A 19,152-nucleotide genomic window follows, 5' to 3' on the forward strand; every position below is an offset into this window, starting at 1 on the left:
AGGAGAAGTACGCGTCGAACAACCCAATTTGTTGAAATGCGCGGTGATTCCGGCGTTCTGTTACCCCGACCGTGAGGGGTTGACCCCGTCCGGGTCGAGCGGCCGGCCATCATGGTCCCCGGTGTCATGCAGGGTGCATGGCCCGACCGCACGCTCAGCCCTGGGTTTTGGCCTCACGGTGTCGGAGGTGGGGTGTTCGACGATCCCGACAGGATTCCGGCGTGCGCGACGGAAGTCGCGATTTGCGGCGACAACGGCCCGCCGCCGCGGCGTGCATGCCGCTTCGTCCGGCGGTACAGCGGCCAAATTACCCATGGGCACAACGAGAATCATCGCAATGTTGATAGCCGCTGTCCTCCGGGTCGATTCACATAATCCAAGCCCACGTGCCGCCTCCGGTCATTTGCGTCGTTTGCCGGGTGAAATGAGCCTGTCCGCGGTCTTATTCGCGGCGTCGAGCACCTCGGCCTGCGTGGCAGGATCAGCCATGGCGCGCGAGATCGACACCGCCCCCACCATCAGCGCGACAAGGCTCCACGCCCGACGTTCCGGGTCCGCGCCATCGAATAGCTCTGCCATCCGCCCCGCCAGCGCGCTGATCTTGTATTCGTACGCCTCCCGAGTGGACATTCCCGCCCGTGCCACATCGGCGCTAAGGCTTGGCATCACACATCCGTCGCCCGGGTTTTCCACGTGCTCGGCGCTAAGGTATTCCGCGACAAACGCTTCCAGCTGCGCCCTGCGCTCGGCCCTCGTGCCCGATTTCGTGTCGGAAACGAAGGGTTCACCGACGGCGGCCTCGACAATCGCCTCAAGCATCGCTTCCTTGTGGGCGAAGTTTGAATAGAAGGCCCCCGAGGTCACGTCCGCCGCGGCGGCCAGCCCGTCGACCCCGATCCCGTTGAAGCCGGCGACCTTCATCAAGCGCGTGCCCGCACGGATTAACGCGGCGCGCGCCTTTACCTTTTGGTCTGGTGGATATCTCATGACACGAACAGTTGCAGTATAACCATCGATATCCTACGTTTGCGAGGTCGGATCGATCGTCTGTCCGGCACAGGCGATCGCGGCCGCGATGAAGTCGTCGCGCGCCGCATCCGTGACCGTGGCGTCCCATGCCAGCACGACCTGGCTAGGAGCGAGGCCGTCGGCTGGCACCACCCGGAGGTCCGGCCGTCGGTAGGACATGGCCGTCGACCGGGGCAGCACGGCGAAACCGGCACCGCCAGCCACCAATTCGAGCTTCTGCTCCACCCCGGTGACCGACGACTGCACTGCCGCGCGGCGCAATTGCGGGCTGGCGATGGCATACCACTCGGGCACCGATGCCGGATTTTGCAGCAACCGCCGCCGTGCCAGATCGTCCAGCGATACCGACCGCCTCTCGGCCAGCGGGTCACCAGCGGGCAGCACTACGTCGCGCGGCTCTTCAAGGAGCGGCGCGGTCGCCAGGCCAGACAGGTCGAATGGCGAGCGGGCGTACACCACCTGCACGTCGCCGCGGCGGATCACTTCGGCCTGCTCGTTCCAGGTCACCGGCACGATTACCGTGCGCCGCACCGGATCGCCCGCCTCGAACGCCCTTGCGGCAGCGGTAGCCAACAGGCCGGGTAGTACGCCGACCGTGACCACGACGGCGGGGGCTTCGGCTTGCGCTAGCCGCTGCCGCAGCGCCTGCACTTCCGCGAGCAAGAAACGGCCGTCGTCGAGTAGCCGCAACCCAGCGGGGGTCAGCGTGGTCCCACGGGTGCCCCGATTGAACAGCGTGGCTCCCAGCTCGTGCTCGAGCGCGCGAATTTGACGGGACAGCACGGGTTGGGCGATGTGCAGGCGTGCCGCGGCGCGGCCGAAGTTGAGTTCCTCCGCCACGGCGACGAAGTAGCGTAGCTTGCGCATGTCCAGATCCAATGTGGCCATACCTAAAGGGTATCGCTGCCGGACCAAATGGGTGTTGGACGAGCGAAGCCACCGCCTTGACCCTGTATGTATGAGTCTGTGCAACCAACGTGTCCTGATCATCGGGGGAACGTCCGGCATCGGCCTGGCTGTGGCTGCGGCGGTCGCCGAGCGTGGCGCCACACCCGTCGTCGCCTCGCGCCGGACGTCGAGCGTCGAGCGTGCGCTGGGCGCGCTGCCCGCAGGCGCCGTCGGCGCCACGGTTGACCTCGGAGACCCCGCGTCCATCGAACGGCTGGCCGAACGGGTCGGACCGGTCAACCACCTCGTCTACACGGCGGGCGAGCCGCTGGAGACAGCGTCGCTGGCCGGACTGACACCCGACGTTATCGCCGGCTTTTACCAAACTCGTTTCATCGGTGCGTGCACCGCGGTTCGGGTCATCGGTCCGCTCCTGCCCGCGGACGGTTCGATCACGTTGACCAGTGGATCGGCCGCCGAGCAGCCGGAATTCGGCGCGTTGCCGGTGAGTCTGTGCGGCGCGATGAACGCGCTGACCGCCGCTCTTGCGGTCGAGCTGGCGCCCGTGCGGGTGAATGCTGTGGCTCCAGGCGTGGTGCGCTCACCGCTGTGGGACAACATGGGCGCAAAGGACCGCGACGCGCTGTTCGCCGCTGCGGCAGAACGGATCCCTTTGAGCAGGATCGCCGAGGCCGACGAGGTGGCACGGGCGTACCTGTACTGCATCGAGCAGACGTACTCCACCGGAGCGGTCGTCAAGGTTGACGGCGGCAGCGTCCTCGTCTAGTCGGTAGCCGTGTCCCAGCCACCCGCAACGCGATCACCGACGACCCAGACGCTTCGGCCCCGCGCCGAAGCAGGTTTGCAGCGCTCATCGACGGCCCGCTCCACCAGGACCGAGCCCGCGCCAGCCAGACGTCAGTTGGGCGCCCTGCTGGCGGTCGCGCCGGGCCCGGGGACGAACCTGATCGTCCGGGGGACGATGTCGTCGCCGCAGTAGGCGCAGACCACCCGCTGCCCGGCCGCGTGTCCACATTCGTGCTCAAAGATTAGAGGTGGGCCGCCGGGCGGCGCGGCATAGCGGTCGCCCCATGCCATAAGGGCATTGAGCACCGGGAACAGGTCTTTGCCCTTGCGGGTGAGTCGGTAGTCGTTCCAGTCACGGGCGCCGGTATACGGGATTTTCTCCACAATGCCCTCGTCGACAAGCTTCTGAAGGCGAACGGTGAGAACGTTTTTGGCGATGCCGAGCTTGCGCTGCAACTCGGCAAAGCGATGCGGGCCGCTTAACAAGTCGCGAATGATGAGCAGCGTCCATCGTTCGCCGACCACTTCCAAGGCTCGCGCGACCGAGCAATTCTCGCCGCTGTAATCACTGTTGAGCATGATCGCGACGATACGCTAAGTTTTGTGAAACTACCATAACCTGATCTATTGGCAGAACTCTGCCGTCGGCCACCGATTGTTGTCGACGATGCGCCAACTACTATTGATGTGCGAGATCCCATGCAAGACAAGGTAGTTCTACCTAGCGCCCCAGGGGTTTGCTCCCCGCAGATATCCGGAGGTTCGAGGTGAGCGCTCGAGTCCGACAGCGATTCTCTGGTTGTTTCATGAAACTTAGCATGCTAGATTATGGATAAACAAGGAGGTCTGGCATGCCGAACTGCGCGCAGGACGAGCTTGACGCTGCTGCAATCATGGCCCGGGTCAAGGAGATTGAACCGCTACTGCGCGAGCGGGCCATGGAGGCCGAGCGCGCGCGCAGGCTGAGCGGGGCAGTCGTCGATGCGCTGAGGTGGTCGGGCGTGTTCCGAATGGCGATGCCAGCGGCGTGGGGTGGGCCTGAAACCGACATCTGTACGCAAGTCGAGATCATCGAGACGCTGGCCCGGGCGGACGCCTCCGCGGCCTGGTGCGCGATGATCGGCTCGGAGAGCGGATTCTTCGCGTCATACGTGGCGGAAGCAGCTGCCCGGCGCCTGTTTCCCGCGCTAGACACGATCATCGCGGGATTTCAGGGACCGGCGGGAACGCTTGAGGCCTGCGACGGCGGATACCGGTTGTCCGGCCGCTGGTCGTTCGGCAGCGGAGTGACTCACGCCGATGTCATCTTGGGTGGTGCGACGGTAACAGTGAACGGGGAACCGCGGCGCAACCAGAAGGGCAAGGCCGAATATAAGGTGGCCATGCTGCCGGCCGCGCGATGGCAGGTTCTGGAAACCTGGGACCCTGATGGACTCGTCGGCAGCGGAAGCCATGACTACACCATCACCGACGCATTTGTTCCCGAGGAGTACACCTGGATTCCGGGGCAGTACAAGCGCTCCGAGGCCCTGTATTCCTGGTTTGGGCTGGCCCCGAGCGCCGGCGTAGGCGTGGCACTGGGCGCGGCCGCCGAGGCGTTGGTTGTGGCACGCGCTTCGCTGGAAACCAAGTACAGCAACGTGTTGAGGGGCTCGGTCACGGCGGAGCCCAACGTGAGAGCGGCTCTGGCCCGGGCCGCTGCCTTGATCGGGTCGACGCGCAGCTACGTCTACGACACGCTCGGCGGATTGTTCGCCACCATTCAGGCAGGCGATGAACCGCCGTTGGATCAACGGGCGCAGTGGGCCGGATGCGTGGTGCACACTGGGACGACGTGTCGAGATGCAGTACAACTCCTTGTCGACGCGGTTGGTTCTAGCGCACTGCAGCGATCGTCTTCCCTGGGCCGAAAACTACGTGATCTCAATATGATTGCCCAGCATGGGCTGACCAATCAGCGGGTCTGGGAATGGGCCGGCGGGTTGTACTTCGGCAAACGCCCGCCCTCACCTGCCTATTGATCCGCAGCTCGCGAGAGTTCAGTCGCTGTGAACCTGAGCAACGCCGACAATGACGCTCTGGGCGAGCCGGTCGAGGTGCTCGGCGTTCTCGACGACCGGTTGTCCCGCACGAATGTCATCATCACTCCGTATGTGTTCTCGGCACCCTTGGCCACCCGCATGAGCCTCGGCACCGGCTTCATGAAATTTCGGTGCCGACACCAACACCGGGGAGCACAGACGGCGGGTGCTTCTCCGAAAGCATCAGCGCGGCTACGACCCGACCACTGGTTATCCTGTTGTTTTTCTGTGAGTTTAGTTCCAGTTGAACCCTTTTCGTGATCACCACGTTCCAATAGGATAGCGTTCGTTATTGAATGGAGGAGGTCGTGGTGGCAGGCGTATTGGAGCAGAGGTACGACTTTGTCGTGTGTGGTGCCGGGACGTCGGGCTCGGTGGTTGCGCGCCGACTCGCCGAGATTCCGGATGTGTCGGTGCTGCTGGTGGAGGCCGGCGGTACTGATGAGGTTGACAGTGTGAGGCAAGCCGACCAGTGGCCGCTCAATCTGGGAACTGAACGTGATTGGGGATTCGCTGCTGAGCCTGACGAGCGGGTCCATGGGCGGGCGCTGCCATTTTCGATGGGCAAGGGGTTGGGCGGGGGGTCGAGCATCAACCTGATGATTTGGTCGCGCGGGCACCGCAGCGATTGGGATTTTTTTGCCGCCGAATCCGGTGAGAAGTCATGGGGCTACGAGCGGGTGCTCGAGCTGTACCGCAGTATCGAAGACTGGCACGGGACCGGGGAATCATCTCACCGTGGCCGTGACGGCCTTGTCTTCGTTCAACCGGTGGCCGATGTTCACCCAGTTGCCCCAGCGGTTTTGGAGGCTGCCAAGCTGCTCGGAATTCCGACCTACCAGAGTCCCAACGGGCGACTGATGGAAGAGTTCCGTGGCGCCGCGATCACTGACATGCGTATCCGCGACGGACAGCGTGTCTCAGTCTTTCGCAGCTATGTTGGCCCCTACCTGGACAAGCCGAACCTGACCGTGCTGACCGATGCCCTGGTGACACGAGTGATGTTCGAGGGCACTAGGGCAACCGGTGTAGAAATCGGTTACGCCGGGTCGACACATCGGGTGGCTGCTGGCACCGAAGTCGTGCTGTCGCTGGGCGCTATTCACACACCGAAGGTGTTGATGCATTCCGGTATCGGCGACATCGCCGAACTGCGTCGCATCGGCATCCCGGTCGTGCAGCACCTACCCGGGATCGGCCGAGACTTGCAAGACCACTTCGGGTTCGACTGTGTATGGGAACTCCCCGAAGGCACCCCGGGGGGCACTCAAGTGCAAGCCGCCCTGTTCTGGGACTCCGGACTAACCGCAGATATAGACGGGCCCGACCTGTTCGCCTGCCTGGGCCCATTCCCCAAAGCCACTCCCGAAAACGTCGCTGAACACGGTCTGCCCGAGAACGCATGGACACTGTTCGGGGCACCAACGCACCCCAAGAGCCGCGGTCAGCTGCGGCTCACGGGACCCCGCCCAACCGACCCGATCCAAATCCACGCCAATGCCCTAGCTGACCCCGAGGACCTCAAAACTGCCATCGCCTGCGTGGAAACATTGCGTGAAATCGGCAACAGCGCCAAACTACGTCCCTTCGTCACCCGGGAAGCCATGCCCGGCAACAGCTCAGCGGACGAACTGGAAACCTACCTGCGCAACGCCGTCACCACCTACTGGCACCAATCAGGCACGGCCAAAATGGGTCGCGACTCCATGTCGGTAGTCGACGGCCAGCTCAACGTCTACGGCGTAAGCAACCTGCGCATCGCCGACGCCTCCATCATGCCGCGCATCACCACCGCCAACACCATGGCACCCTGCATCATCATCGGCGAACAAGCAGCTCACTTCATCCGCACCCAACACAAAATGTAACAACCATCACTCCTAACGACGGAGTATCCGCACTTGCTCGAAAACGCGGGACAGATCGACTCTCCTGTTGGCGGGAGCGCGCCTGAATCCTGCGCAGTCACCACTCAACTGGCCGCCCACATCGCCTGACGCTTCTCTTCTGGGCGTACGAAGATTTTGAAATGACGAACCGCTCGACGGCGTGCTTAACAGCCGTGCCGACAACAGAGGCAGCGGCTCTCCGTATGCCCAGAGAGGAACCTTCGATGGCCGGTCAGCCGATACCAGAGCGGGACTATCTGCTAGGTCACTCCCGTCCCGAAATCGACCGTCTAATAAGGCAAGCCGAGATGTTGCGACCCATCACCGAACGCCTGCTGATGAGCGCAGGTATCGAGCGGGGTATGCGCGTGCTTGACATCGGCTGTGGACCTGGCGACGTCTCGCTGATGCTCGCTGATCTGGTGGGCCCAACCGGCAACGTGTTCGGTATCGATCCCAGTGAAGATGCAATCGCTGTCGCACGGCAACGGTTCCGCGCTCGGTGCCACACCAATGCTGAGTTCATCCAGTCCGACATCCAATCTTACGAAGGCCCAGCGGACTTCGACGCTGCTGTGTGTCGGTACGTTTTAATTCATCAAAAAGACCCCGGTGATTTCCTGCGAATGACTCGTAGGCTCATCCGGACCGGCGGTGTCATAGCGCTTCACGAGATGGACGCCACGCGCGGCATTCGGTCCAATCCACGGCTCGCCGTACTGCATGAGGTTTACGACGCGGTGCACTACACGCTCACACGGGGGGGTGCCCCGTTTGATATCGGCGGACGGTTGGTACGCGTCTTCCGCGAAGCAGGGCTGCCCGCGCCATCGATGTTCACGGAGACTCTCGTGGAGAGCGCAGCGGACTCGCAGGTGCTGCCGTGGATGGTGGGCCTGGCGCGCGAAGTACTTCCGCACATGGCGGCCGCAGGCGCGATGACCGCGGAAAAGCTCGCAATCGACACATTGTTGGATCGCCTGTGGCGCCAGGCGAACTCGTCAGATTGTCAGCTCGAGTTCGTTCCCCAGATGTGTGCCTGGGTTCGAGTGTGACGAGTCCCTTCCATATCCACCGTAAGAAGCGACGGGATCAGGAAGACGATGCTGGAATTGGTTGACTTCGGACGGCGGACTCAAAAACGTCCGCGTTCAATTGTTTTCGTGCACGGGGCTTGGCATGCCGCTTGGTGCTGGGAGGAGAATTTCGTCGCCTTCTTCGTCGACCGGGGGTTTCGTGTCTTGGCGCCCAGCCTGCGTGGTCACGGCCGGAGCCCGTTGAGCAAGTCCCTGCGGTTGTGTTCGATTGCCGACTACGTCACCGATGTTAGTGAGGTCGTCGGCGCGCTTCCAGACCCGCCCATCCTCGTCGGGCATTCCATCGGCGGCTTTGTCGTGCAGAAGTATCTCGAAAACCACGACGCAGCAGCGGCCGTACTGATGGCTTCGACCCCACCGCGCGGCGGACAGCTGGGTTCGATAATGCGAATGATACGTCGTCATCCCTGGCGCTCAACGAAATTCGCCCTGACCGCCAACCCGCTAGACCTAGTCGGGACGTCCGCCGGCGCGCGGGAGTTGTTTTTCGGAGACGACGCGCCAGACAGCCTCGTCGACAGCTTTACGCGTCGCATCCAACCCGACAGCACACGGGCGATGATGTTGGACACGGTGGTTGGCAGTCTTGTCAAAACCAAGAATGTCCGCTCGCCGATGTTGGTCGTCGGCGGAGAGCGCGACCAAGTTTATCGGCCCACACACGTGCGTCGGACCGCCGCGGCCTACGGAACCAAACCAGTCCTCATTCCCGGCGTCGGACACGAAATGATGCTCGAACCTCAATGGAGGGCGCTGGCCGAACTTATTGAGTCCTGGCTGAAAAGTCATGGGCTCTAAGACCGCAAATCAAGTCGTCGCAGCCAGATCGGAGTACAGTGAGCTTCGCCAGCCCCTTCCCAGATGTCAGCATTCCCGACGTCCCCGTCTTCGACTACTTGTTCGATGGCATCACCGACGCCGACCGCGAGCTCGTCGCGCTCGTGGAGGCGACGACCGGTGCCACGACACGCTACGGGGAGCTGATCGATCAAATCGAAGCATTCGCCGCGAATCTAGTCGCCCGCGGAGTTGGCGTCGGTGACGTGGTTGGGTTACTTTCGCCCAACAGCACAGCGTTCGCAGTCGCGTTTCACGGCATCCTGCGAGCAGGCGCGACCGCAACCACATTCAACGTGTTGTCGACCGTGGACGAAGTTGCACGGCAGTTGCGCGATTCACATGCTCGGATGATGCTGACCGTGGCTGAGCACCGCGAGAAAGCCGAAACGGCCGTCGCGCAAATCGGACTCGCACAGGGCGAGGTGCTCATGCTCGACGACGTCGACCTCAGGTCGCAGCCGGCAGTTCAGTGCGCAGGCACCAGGAACTTCCATCCGGCCGACCACTTGGCGGTACTCCCCTACAGCTCCGGCACCACCGGTCTACCAAAGGGGGTGATGCTGACCCACCGCAACCTGGTAGCCAACGCCGCCCAACTTCAACCCCTCAACGTCGTCGGTCCCAACGACGTCGTTCTGGCCGTGCTGCCGTTCTTCCACATATATGGGTTGTCGGTGCTGCTCACGGCTTCACTGGTGCCGCGCGCGAAGCTGGTCGTTATGCCTTCGTTCGACCTGGCCGCGTTCTTGCGCGCCATTCAGGATCACCGCTGCACCCGGGCATTTGTTGTCCCGCCGGTGGCCGTGGCGCTGGCTAAGCACCCAATGGTGGATTCCTATGACCTGTCCTCGCTCGGAGTCGTTATCTGCGGTGCCGCGCCACTAGACGCGGAACTCGCACGCGCGGTGGGAGCGCGCCTCGGTGTGGCGGTGTTGCAGGGCTTTGGAATGAGTGAACTGAGCGGAGTCGGCCACGGTATGCCGGTCGACCAGGGCCGGGATTCGGTAGGCGTTGTCGCGCAGTTGGATTCCTGCGGGTGGACTCTCCCGAACACGGTAAGCAAGCTCGTTGCGCCGCAGACCGGTGTCGAGATCCCGGTCCCCGACCAGGGTGTCAGCGCAGCCGGCGAGCTGTGGTTCAAGGGCCCGAATGTGATGCTCGGCTACCTCGGCAACGATGAGGCGACTGCCAACACCATCGACGGCGACGGGTTCCTGCATACGGGGGACCTGGCTTGCGTCGACGCCGACGGCTGTGTCTATATCGTCGACCGCCTCAAAGAACTCATTAAATACAAGGGCTATCAGGTGGCGCCCGCTGAACTCGAGTCACTGTTGCTGACCCATCCTGCGATAGCGGATGCCGCGGTGGTTCCAGCCATAGACTCCGAGTCCGGCGAGGAGATCCCCAAGGCCTTTGTCGTCACCCAACCCTCCGCTTCGCTGACCGGCGCCGAGGTGATGGAGTTCGTGGCTAGAAGCGTCGCTCCATACAAAAAGATTCGTGACGTCGAATTCATTACCTTTATCCCGAAATCGGCATCCGGAAAGATTCTCCGCAAAGATCTGAGGGGTCGCTGACATCCCGCTCAAGTATCAACACGCCCGCTCGCGATGCCCATCCGGAGCGGAAATGCAGCCATGACACGAAAGCCCGGCCTATCCAAATGACCTGCTCTGGGACGAGTCTTCGGTCCTGAACTCAATCGACCTGTCGGACACCGTCGTTGACGACGCGCCCGGCCACCCCGACCCAGCCCTCGGCGTTCCACTCGGTTTCGATGACGGAGCCCTTGCCCTGGGTGATGCGCAGGTCGCGGCTGAGGTAGTCGGTGAGCCGCATCGCCGCCGAGCCGGTCGCCTCGTCCTCCGGCACGCCGAGGTTCGCGAAGAATCCCCGGGTGCGCAAGGCCCCGGCGGGCCGATCGACCCAGGCCCACAGGTAGTGCGCGGAGTCATCGGGAAAGTCGGCCGGGTCGGCGGCGAGAACCTCGTCCGCGGAGTCGAATTCGTGGATGCCCACCTCCGGCGCCCACTCCGAGCGGGCGCTGACGCCGGTCACGTCGTCCCGGCGGCTGACCTGCACGAGGCCGGCCGGCACCTGCAGCGTCTTGATCGGCCAACCGTTGTCGTGCAGCCACCACGCCGCGCCGACGGTGGGGTGCCCCGCGAACGGGATCTCGGCGCGCGGCGTGTATATCCTGACGTGCGCGGTGGCCGCGCCGGCGGCCGGAAGATCGATGAATACCGTTTCGGCGTAGCCCAATTGGGCCGCCAGCCGCTGTCGATCGGATGGTGCGACCGTCGCGGCGTCCACCACGCCGAGTGGATTACCGAAATTCCCGTCCGAGTCGGTGAACACGCGCAACACCGTCACGTCGATGCCCATATCCCGACTGTACGGCCCGGGTCAAAGGGATTATCAGGTGGCGCTGCGCTCGTCGGAACCCATCGCGTTGAGCACGGCGACGCGGGTGTCGGGGGGGCCCGTGACGGCATTCTCGCCGCCCCCGGAGCGGAGCAACTCGCGCAGCGCGGCTTGATCGTATTCGGCGGGCGCGGTGCTGTCGATGAAGCGCTGGACGACGTCGATGAAGCGAGCGGGGTCGTCGTGAAATGGGAAGTGGCCGGAGCCCTGGAAGATCTCGAGGCGGGAGCCGGGCATCGCGGCGTGCGCCATCCAGGCGTGACGGACGGGGACCACCACATCCTTGGTGCCCCAGACGATCTGCACCGGGATGGCCTCGGTCAAATAACATCGGTCCAGCATCGTCACGATCTGCCCGCGCCAGTCCACCACCGCCCGCAGGGTCCGGCTGAACGCCGCCGAGGCCGTCGGCTCCGGCAGGTCGTCGAGGATGCGCAGCACGTTGGGCAGGTCGTGGCCCAGCCCGGTCGATCCGATCGCCAGGCCCGCTATCCGCCCCGCCAGCTGAACCGCGGGCAGCACCAGCGGCAGCCGCAGCAGCGCCAGCGCCTCGCTGCCCATCGGCAAGGAGGCCAGCCGGAAGGCGACGTTGACGTCCTTGGTGACGCCGCCCGTGGCGACCAGGATCAGCCGGTCGACCAAATGCGGGAACTGGTAGGCGAATTGCATGGCCACCCCGCCGCCCAGCGAATGCCCGACGATGGTCACCCGCTCGATCTCGAGCACGCTGAGCAGGTCACGCATCCCGTTCGCGTAGGCGGCCGTCGAGTAGTCGGCGCGCGGTTTGTCGGATTTGCCGTGGCCCAGCAGGTCCGGCGCGATGACCGTGAATCGCTGGGCGAGCTTGGCCTGCACGGCGTTCCAGGTGGTGGAGTTGTCACCGATGCCGTGGATCAGCAGGATCGCCGGGCCGGAACCGGCGATGCGGTAGGCCCGCTTGTAACCGTGAATGGTGCGGTACTCGAGCGTGGGTGCGGTTACCTCCCGCACCGGGCGAAGATTGCTCTTGCGCTTCCGCTCGGTCATCTCCGCCAACCTTGGTGTCGGCCCGGGCTATGGGCGTTTAGGGAGTCACGCCTGGTCGTCGTCGTCGACCTTCTTCTCCGCCTGTTGGGCAAGGAATCGCTCGAACTCTGCGCCAAGCTCGTCGCCGCTAGGCAGGTCCCCGTCGCGAGTTAGTAACGACCTGTTCTCCTGAGCGTCGATGAACGCATCGTACTGGCGCTCGAGCGCGGCCACCACTTGAGCCACCTCGGCGCTCGCCTCGACCTGCTCGTCGATCTTGGCGCGGATCTCGGCCGCCGCGTCGGTCAACGCGGACAACGGCAGCTCCAGCGATCCGCTCTTGGCGACCTGCTCGAGCAAGGCCTGTGCGGCGGCGGGGTAGTCGGTCTGGGTCAGGTAGTGCGGGACGTGCACGGTGAACCCGACCACCTCGTGGCCGTGCTGGGCCATCCGGTATTCCAGCAGGTTCGACGCGCTGCCGGGGACCTGGATCTCGGAGATCCACGGCTGGAAGTCGGCGATCAGTTCTTTGTCGTTGGAATGCGCCGTCAGCGTGATCGGGCGCGTGTGCGGGACGGCCATCGGGACCGTGCCCAGGCCAATGGTCCGCCGCACCCCCAGCCGCTCGGCCAGCAGCCGCACCGCGGTGATGAAGCGCTCCCACTTGAGGTCCGGTTCCATGCCGGCGAGCAACAGGAACGGCGTGCCGACGCTGTCGCGCAGCGCGTACAGGCTGAGTTCGGGATCGTCGTAGTTGGTGAAGTGATCGGTCTTGAAGGTCATCAACGGTCGGCGCGAGCGGTAATCCAGCAACTCGTCGATCGCGAACGACGCGACCAGCTCGGTGTCCAGCGCGGCCCTCAGGTGGGTGGCGGCCAGGCGGATGGCGTGGCCGGCGTCGGAGTAGCCCTCCAGGGCGTGCACCAAAACGGGGCCCTGGCCGTCGGCCGTCGACAACTGGGGTGCCGGAAATTCCAGTTCGTACATGCCGAATTGTCCCGGCTGGTCGTACTCGTCGTCTGGGTTTTGATGGCGGGCCATCGGGGTGTCCTCCTTTCGGGGGTCTCTCCAGGGTGCCCTGTCAAGTGTCCCCCGAATCAACGGGCACCCATTATGGAACAGCGAACTCGTGACCGCCTTTTTGTTCGAAACGCGGCGACGCGCGAACATAATCCGCCATTCGCCGGGCAAACCCCTCGGCACGCGCCGACGCCGGGAATTCCGCCTGCCACCCCCTGGTCAGGCATGATGGACACCAAATGTCCATCCGGATCGTGTTGCTGTGCTCGGGGGTCTGCCTGGCGACGTTGTTGACGTCGTGCATCCGGCCCGCCGACCCTGCGGCGCGCCCTACCATCACCGCTCCCGTGGCTACCGGCCCGGTGGTCCAGCGCCTCAGCCAGCCCCAGCAGAAGGCGGTCGCGGGTCCTGTGGACCCGGACAGGCGCGTCGGCGCGATCTTCATCAACGACGGCCCCCTGCACGTCTGCACGGGCGCCGTGGTGCACTCGGCGACCGGAAACCTGGTGATGACCGCGGCGCACTGCCTGGCCGGGGCCGCCAAGCTGATCTTCGTCCCGGGTTTCGCCGGCGATGCCGCGCCCGCTCCCGCCGACATGTGGAAGGCCGACGCGGTCTACCTCGATCCGCGCTGGACAGGCGGCAAGGATCCGCACGCCGACTACGCGATCGCGCGGGTCAGCAACGACGCCGGTGTTTCGGTCGAGTCACACGTAGGCCTGGCGCTGACGCTGGGCACCGCGCCCCCTCCGGGCAGTCACGTCACGGTGATGGGCTATCCGGCCGGCGTCGGTGGCTCACCCGTCGGCTGTCAGGCCAGCACCTCGGTCAACGACGCCGGGTTCCCCTCGTTTCCCTGCGAAGGGCTGGTGGACGGCACCAGCGGCGCGCCCTGGGTCAGCGGCACCATGCTGACGGGCCTGATCGGCGGCTTCGAACGGGGCGGGTGCGCCACCAATGTGTCCTACTCGGCCCCGTTCGACGCGCAAACCGCGCAGCTGCTGGCCCGCGCCGAGGCCGGCGGCCCCGGCGACCCCATCCCGAACGACCTCGACGACAGCTGCTGAGCCTCAGCGGCGGAACTGGCTGAGCGCGCGCATCTTGTTCGTCACGTCCAGCGCGGCGACCTTGTAGGCCTCGGAGAACGTCGGAAAGTTGAACACCGCGTCGACCAGGTAGTCAACGGTGCCGCCGCAGCCCATCACGGCCTGGCCGATGTGCACCATCTCGGTGGCGCTGGTGCCGAAGATGTGTACCCCGAGCAGCTTGCGATCCTCGGTCGACACCAGCAGCTTGAGCATGCCGTAGGAGTCTCCGGCAATCTGGCCGCGGGCCAGCTCCTTGTATCGCGCGACCCCCACCTCGTAGGGAACCGAGTTCTTGGTCAGCTCCACCTCGGTGGCCCCGACGTAGGAGATCTCGGGGATCGAATAGATGCCGATGGGCTGCAGGTCGGTGATGCCGTCGCACGCTTCCCCGAACGCGTGGTAGGCGGCGAGGCGTCCCTGTTCCATCGAGGTGGATGCCAGCGCGGGGAAGCCGATCACGTCGCCGACGGCGTAGATGTGTTCCACCTTGGTCTTGAACTTGTCATCGACCCAGATGCGTCCGCGCCCCTCGACCTCGAGGCCGGCGTTGTGCAGATCGAGGTGATCGGTCTGGCCCTGGCGGCCCGCGGAGTACATGACCGTCTCGGCGGGAATCTGCTTGCCGCTGGCCAAGGTGGTGACGGTGCCCGCGGCACCGACGTCGACCGCGGTCACCTCCTCACCGAACCGGAAGGTCACCGCCAGGTCACGCAGGTGGAACTTGAGCGCCTCGACCACCTCGGGATCGCAGAAGTCCAGCATGTCGTCCCGCTTTTCCACGACGGTCACCTTGGTGCCCAGCGCGGCGAACATCGAGGCGTACTCGATGCCGATCACGCCGGCACCGACGACGACCATCGAGGCCGGCAGCGATTTGAGATCGAGGATCCCGTCGGAGTCGAGTACCCGGTCCTCGTCGAACTCGACCCCGGACGGTCGTGCCGGCCTGGTGCCGGTGGCGATGACGATGTATTCGCCGCTGACCGTGGTCATCTCCCGGCGGCCCGGGTCTTCGACGACGATGGTGTGCTGGTCGACGAAGCGGCCGTGACCGATCAGCAGGTCGATCCGGTTGCGCATCAACTGGTTGCGCACCACGTCGATCTCCTTGCCGATCACATGCTGGGTCCGCGCCAGCAGGTCGGCCGGGGTGATCCGGTCCTTCACGCGGTAGCTGGCCCCGTAGAGCTCGCGCTGGTTCATCCCGGTGAGGTAAAGCACCGCCTCACGCAGCGTCTTTGACGGGATCGTGCCCGTGTTGACGCACACCCCGCCCAGCATTCGGCCGCGCTCGATGATGGCGACAGACTTGCCAAGCTTGGCCGAGGCGATGGCCGCCTTCTGGCCGCCCGGTCCCGAACCGATGACGACGATGTCGTACTCCTGCATCGAACCCATGGGATAGACGATAAGGCCCACAGTCGAGACTTTCTCCACAGACGAGCGGCTCGATCCCGTTGCGCGAGCGCCGTTTGACGGTGCCCGCCGTCAGCGTGGGTGCTCATGACGACGCATCGACCCGATTTCGAACTCAACCGCCCCGGAGCGCTGATCGCCGCGCTACCCGCCGTTCTCGGCTTCGTCCCGGAAAGTTCATTGGTCCTGGTCTCGGTGGACGACGGTGAACTGGGGTCGGTGCTTCGGGCCGACCTGTCCGAGGAGATGGACGAGCAGGTTGGGCACCTCGCCGAAATCGCCGCCGCGGCCAGGCCCGAGGCGGCGATCGCGGTGATCGTGGACGCCGACGGCGCGCGCTGCCCGGGATGCAACGAGGAATACCGCCAGCTGTGCGCGACGCTGGCAGAGTCGTTGGCGCAGCACGACATTGAGCTGTGGGCCGCCCACGTGGTGGATCGGGTGGCCCTGGGCGGGCGCTGGCATTGCGTGGACGGCTGCGGTGCCGGCGGCGCGGTGGAGGATCCCTGCGCCTCGCCGCTGGCCGCCGCGGCGGTGCTCGACGGCAGGCGGCTCTACGCGCGCCGCGCCGACCTGCAGGCTGTCATCGCGGTCGACGACCCGGCGCGCAGCGCCGCGCTTGCCGAGACGATCACGCGGCAGGCCGCGACGCGGGAGGCGGCGCGCCGCGCCAATCCTGCGCAGTGCCGGCGCCGCGACGTGAAGAACGCGATGGCCGCCGCCTCGCGGATCGCCGCCGGGCAGACGCTGTCCGACGGCGAACTGGCGCAGCTCGGCTGCGCCCTGAGCGACGTGCAGGTGCGCGACACCCTGTATGCGCTGGCGGTGGGCGAGCGCGCCGGCGACGCCGAGTCGCTGTGGGCGCTGCTGTCGCGCACCCTGCCCCCGCCGTGGCGGGTCGAGGCGTTGGGGTTGCTCGCGTTCAGCGCCTACGCCCGCGGCGACGGCCCGCTCGCCGGGGTGTCGCTGGACGCCGCGCTGCGCTGCGACCCCGACCATCGGATGGCGGGCATGCTGGACCGGGCGTTGCAGTCGGGCCTGCGGCCCGAGCGCATCCGGGAACTTGCGGTCACCGGCTACCGCCTGGCCAAGCAATTGGGGGTGCGGCTCCCGCCGCGACGGGCGTTCGGGCGCCGGGCGGGGTAGCTAGTTGGTCGCCGCCATCTGCACTGGGTCAGACCTTTTCGACCTTGACCGCGTGCGCCATCGCGTGCGGCAGGGTGACCTTCTCGTGGCCCGGGATGAGAATCGTGACCCCGGCCGGACCGGTCTCGACGGTCACCCGCGCGTTGGGCACCACGCCGGCGTCCTTCAGGCGGGTGATCAGATCGATGTCGCCCTGGACGTGTTCGGTGAGCTGGCGCACGACCACCGCCACCGGCGACCCGCCGGGCAGCTCGGTCAGCCGCACGAGGTTGGCGTCCTCGGCGCCGAACTCCGGGCCCACGCCCAAATCCAGCAGACCCGGGATCGGGTTGCCGAACGGGGAGGTGGTCGGGTGGTTGAGCACCTTGACCAGCCGGCGTTCGACGTCCTCGCTCATCACGTGCTCCCACCGGCACGCCTCGGCGTGAACTTCCTCCCACGGCAACCCGATGACGTCGACGAGCAGTCGTTCGGCGAGGCGGTGCTTGCGCATCACCGCGATGGCCAGCGCCCGGCCCTTGTCGGTGAGCTCGAGGTGGCGGTCCCCGGCGACGTGGAGCAATCCGTCGCGCTCCATGCGCGACACGGTCTGGCTGACGGTCGGGCCGCTCTGGTCGAGGCGTTCTGCGATCCGGGCACGCAGCGGCGTGACGCCCTCTTCCTCGAGGTCGTAAATGGTCCGCAGGTACATCTCGGTCGTATCAACCAGGTCGTTCATCCAGCACCCTCCGTTGACGCTGAGTCTACTTGGCCAGCTGCGTGAATGGGTGTAACGGTTCCTAGGCAAGCAGTATGCCCGCCGCTGACGCGGCGGGCATACCGTCTTGCTACCTGGCTCTAGTGGGAGGCCTAGCTGGCGTACGACCGAAGCCGGTCGGCGCGCTCGCCGTGGCGCAGCTTGGACATGACGTCGCGCTCGATCTGGCGGACCCGCTCGCGGGACAGACCGAACAGCTTGCCGATCTGGTCCAGGGTGCGGGGCTGGCCGTCGTCGAGGCCGAAGCGCAACCGGATCACCTGGTGCTCGCGCTCGTCGAGAGTGGCCAGCACGCTGCGGATGTCGGTGTGCAGCAGCTCGGCGATCACGGCGTTCTCCGCCGACATCGCCTCGGCGTCCTCGATGAAATCGCCCAGCGGCGCTTCCTCCTCGGAGCCGACGGGCATGTCCAGGCTCACCGGGTCGCGGCTGTGCTCCAGCAGGTCGTTGATTTTTTCGATCGGGATGCCGGACTCGGCGGCCAGCTCCTCGTCGGTGGCCTCGCGCCCCAGGTTCTGGTGCATCTCGCGCTTGATCCGCGCCAGCTTGTTGACCTGCTCAACCAGGTGAACCGGCAGGCGGATGGTGCGGCTCTGGTCGGCCATGCCGCGCGTGATGGCCTGTCGGATCCACCAGGTGGCATAGGTCGAGAACTTGAAACCCTTTGTGTAGTCGAACTTCTCCATCGCGCGGATCAACCCCAGGTTGCCCTCCTGGATGAGGTCCAGCAACGGCATCCCGCGGCCGGTGTACCGCTTGGCCAGCGAAACCACCAGGCGCAGATTCGCTTCCAGCAGGTGACGGCGCGCTGCCTCGCCATCGCGCACTACGGCTTCGAGATCGCGTTTGCGGTTCTCGCCGAGGCGCTTACGAGTCTCCAGCAGATGCTCGGCATAAAGTCCGGCTTCGATGCGCTTGGCCAGTTCGACTTCACCTGCCGCGTTGAGCAACGCCGTCTTACCAATGCCATTGAGGTATACGCGCACGAGGTCCGCCGCCGGGCTTTGAGCATCCAGATCGCCGTCAAACCTGCTTGTGGTGGCATTCGCCATAGCGACCTCCCGTTTGGCTTTTACTGTCATGTCGTTTAACGACATATCCGCCCTGGGAGTTCCCGCGGTCTCGTGATCTCACACGCCTTGACGTGCAGAAATGTGCCGACGACCTGAGAATGTCCTGAGAAGTGTGACGATCGGCGGGCTAACCGGAACCGTCGTCGTAGACGCGGTGCGGCGATTCTGTTGGCGGGTAGCCGGGTTGCCGGGGCTCGATCGCGCGCCGTTCGGCCCGCGGGAAAAGCGGCGTGCGGCGCCGCGACTCGTCGAACCGGCGCGGCTCGTCGGACCGGCGGGGCGGCCGGTCGTTGGCGATCAGCACGGCCATCCACGGCAGGGGCACCGAGGCGCCCACGATCAGCAATGAGATCAGTCCGTTATGCCAGGCGCCGTACGCGACGGCGGCCAAAATCAGGGCCGGAACCCGAAACGCCATCAGCGTCAGGTATTTACGCACCCGGGCGCGGTGCTCCTCCTCGTAGGAAGGGGCGGCGGTGGTGATCAGTACCGGGCGGCCACTGTCGTCAAAGCCGTCGAAATTAACCTCCGAGCGGCGCCTCATATATCCACTGTCCCACACAGATCGATTCCGCCACCAGTGAGTTAG

18 protein-coding genes are annotated in these 19,152 nt (G+C 65.2%); 8 read left to right on the plus strand and 10 right to left on the minus strand.

All coding sequences use genetic code 11. The annotated features are described in order from the left end of the window. Positions 1 to 399: 399 nt before the first annotated feature. On the minus strand, positions 400 to 987 hold the full coding sequence (locus A5764_RS18490; protein ID WP_067115191.1) for a TetR/AcrR family transcriptional regulator: 588 nt from the start codon (positions 985 to 987) through the stop codon (positions 400 to 402). 33 nt (positions 988 to 1,020) lie between these two features. After that, positions 1,021 to 1,917, minus strand: coding sequence for a LysR family transcriptional regulator (locus A5764_RS18495; protein ID WP_067115193.1), 897 nt, complete (start codon positions 1,915 to 1,917; stop codon positions 1,021 to 1,023). A gap of 70 nt (positions 1,918 to 1,987) precedes the next feature. On the opposite strand from A5764_RS18495, the gene A5764_RS18500 reads away from it, so the two are divergent. Continuing rightward, positions 1,988 to 2,704, plus strand: a complete 717-nt coding sequence (locus tag A5764_RS18500) for an SDR family oxidoreductase (RefSeq protein WP_067115195.1) — start codon at positions 1,988 to 1,990, stop codon at positions 2,702 to 2,704. A gap of 131 nt (positions 2,705 to 2,835) precedes the next feature. Here the strand turns inward: A5764_RS18500 and A5764_RS18505 are convergent, their stop codons facing one another. After that, on the minus strand, positions 2,836 to 3,303 hold the full coding sequence (locus tag A5764_RS18505; protein ID WP_067115197.1) for a helix-turn-helix domain-containing protein: 468 nt from the start codon (positions 3,301 to 3,303) through the stop codon (positions 2,836 to 2,838). 272 nt (positions 3,304 to 3,575) lie between these two features. Here A5764_RS18505 and A5764_RS18510 point away from each other — a divergent pair, with 272 nt between their 5' ends. From A5764_RS18510 to A5764_RS18530, 5 genes are all read left to right on the plus strand, one after another. Next, positions 3,576 to 4,745, plus strand: coding sequence for an acyl-CoA dehydrogenase family protein (locus A5764_RS18510; RefSeq protein WP_067115200.1), 1,170 nt, complete (start codon positions 3,576 to 3,578; stop codon positions 4,743 to 4,745). A 356-nt stretch (positions 4,746 to 5,101) separates the two neighbouring features. Further along, positions 5,102 to 6,673 (plus strand): GMC family oxidoreductase, encoded by a 1,572-nt coding sequence (locus A5764_RS18515; RefSeq protein WP_067115203.1) that lies wholly within the window; start codon positions 5,102 to 5,104, stop codon positions 6,671 to 6,673. 245 nt (positions 6,674 to 6,918) lie between these two features. Continuing rightward, on the plus strand, positions 6,919 to 7,749 hold the full coding sequence (locus A5764_RS18520) for a class I SAM-dependent methyltransferase (protein ID WP_197501623.1): 831 nt from the start codon (positions 6,919 to 6,921) through the stop codon (positions 7,747 to 7,749). Positions 7,750 to 7,797: 48 nt separating this feature from the next. Further along, a complete protein-coding gene (locus A5764_RS18525; RefSeq protein ID WP_067115208.1) occupies positions 7,798 to 8,589 on the plus strand; it encodes an alpha/beta hydrolase in 792 nt (263 codons plus the stop codon). Positions 8,590 to 8,627: 38 nt separating this feature from the next. After that, entirely contained in the window at positions 8,628 to 10,211 is a 1,584-nt protein-coding gene (locus A5764_RS18530) for an AMP-binding protein (protein WP_067115210.1), read from the plus strand. A gap of 121 nt (positions 10,212 to 10,332) precedes the next feature. Here the strand turns inward: A5764_RS18530 and A5764_RS18535 are convergent, their stop codons facing one another. The 3 genes from A5764_RS18535 to A5764_RS18545 are packed head-to-tail and all read right to left on the minus strand — an operon-like array spanning position 10,333 to position 13,104. Next, positions 10,333 to 11,019, minus strand: a complete 687-nt coding sequence (locus A5764_RS18535; protein WP_067115212.1) for a PhzF family phenazine biosynthesis protein — start codon at positions 11,017 to 11,019, stop codon at positions 10,333 to 10,335. Between the two features lie 33 nt (positions 11,020 to 11,052). Beyond that, positions 11,053 to 12,084: an alpha/beta fold hydrolase gene (locus A5764_RS18540; RefSeq protein ID WP_067115215.1), complete on the minus strand. Its 1,032-nt coding sequence runs from the start codon at positions 12,082 to 12,084 to the stop codon at positions 11,053 to 11,055. 45 nt (positions 12,085 to 12,129) lie between these two features. Continuing rightward, the gene (locus tag A5764_RS18545) at positions 12,130 to 13,104 is read right to left on the minus strand and encodes a proteasome assembly chaperone family protein (protein WP_067115217.1); all 975 of its coding nucleotides are present in this window, start codon (positions 13,102 to 13,104) and stop codon (positions 12,130 to 12,132) included. A gap of 218 nt (positions 13,105 to 13,322) precedes the next feature. Between A5764_RS18545 and A5764_RS18550 the strand changes: the two genes are divergently transcribed. Continuing rightward, positions 13,323 to 14,150 carry a serine protease gene (locus tag A5764_RS18550; protein ID WP_067115219.1) on the plus strand — a complete coding sequence of 276 codons (828 nt, stop codon included), beginning with the start codon at positions 13,323 to 13,325 and terminating at the stop codon, positions 14,148 to 14,150. A gap of 3 nt (positions 14,151 to 14,153) precedes the next feature. Here A5764_RS18550 and sthA read toward each other — a convergent pair whose 3' ends face one another. Beyond that, complete coding sequence (gene sthA, locus A5764_RS18555) at positions 14,154 to 15,560, minus strand: Si-specific NAD(P)(+) transhydrogenase (RefSeq protein WP_156664754.1); 1,407 nt, start codon at positions 15,558 to 15,560, stop codon at positions 14,154 to 14,156. 114 nt (positions 15,561 to 15,674) lie between these two features. On the opposite strand from sthA, the gene A5764_RS18560 reads away from it, so the two are divergent. Continuing rightward, on the plus strand, positions 15,675 to 16,733 hold the full coding sequence (locus A5764_RS18560; RefSeq protein ID WP_067115226.1) for a DUF4192 domain-containing protein: 1,059 nt from the start codon (positions 15,675 to 15,677) through the stop codon (positions 16,731 to 16,733). 28 nt (positions 16,734 to 16,761) lie between these two features. Here A5764_RS18560 and A5764_RS18565 read toward each other — a convergent pair whose 3' ends face one another. The 3 genes from A5764_RS18565 to A5764_RS18575 all read right to left on the minus strand — a co-directional run bounded on the left by A5764_RS18565 (position 16,762) and on the right by A5764_RS18575 (position 19,125). Continuing rightward, positions 16,762 to 17,451 (minus strand): metal-dependent transcriptional regulator, encoded by a 690-nt coding sequence (locus A5764_RS18565; RefSeq protein ID WP_067115228.1) that lies wholly within the window; start codon positions 17,449 to 17,451, stop codon positions 16,762 to 16,764. A 131-nt stretch (positions 17,452 to 17,582) separates the two neighbouring features. After that, positions 17,583 to 18,572 carry a sigma-70 family RNA polymerase sigma factor SigB gene (gene sigB / locus A5764_RS18570; protein ID WP_082951784.1) on the minus strand — a complete coding sequence of 330 codons (990 nt, stop codon included), beginning with the start codon at positions 18,570 to 18,572 and terminating at the stop codon, positions 17,583 to 17,585. Positions 18,573 to 18,690: 118 nt separating this feature from the next. Further along, positions 18,691 to 19,125: a DUF3099 domain-containing protein gene (locus A5764_RS18575; protein ID WP_369807340.1), complete on the minus strand. Its 435-nt coding sequence runs from the start codon at positions 19,123 to 19,125 to the stop codon at positions 18,691 to 18,693. Positions 19,126 to 19,152: the final 27 nt, after the last annotated feature.

It is taken from the genome of Mycobacterium sp. 852002-51057_SCH5723018 (genome assembly GCF_001667035.1).
Classification (GTDB): domain Bacteria; phylum Actinomycetota; class Actinomycetes; order Mycobacteriales; family Mycobacteriaceae; genus Mycobacterium.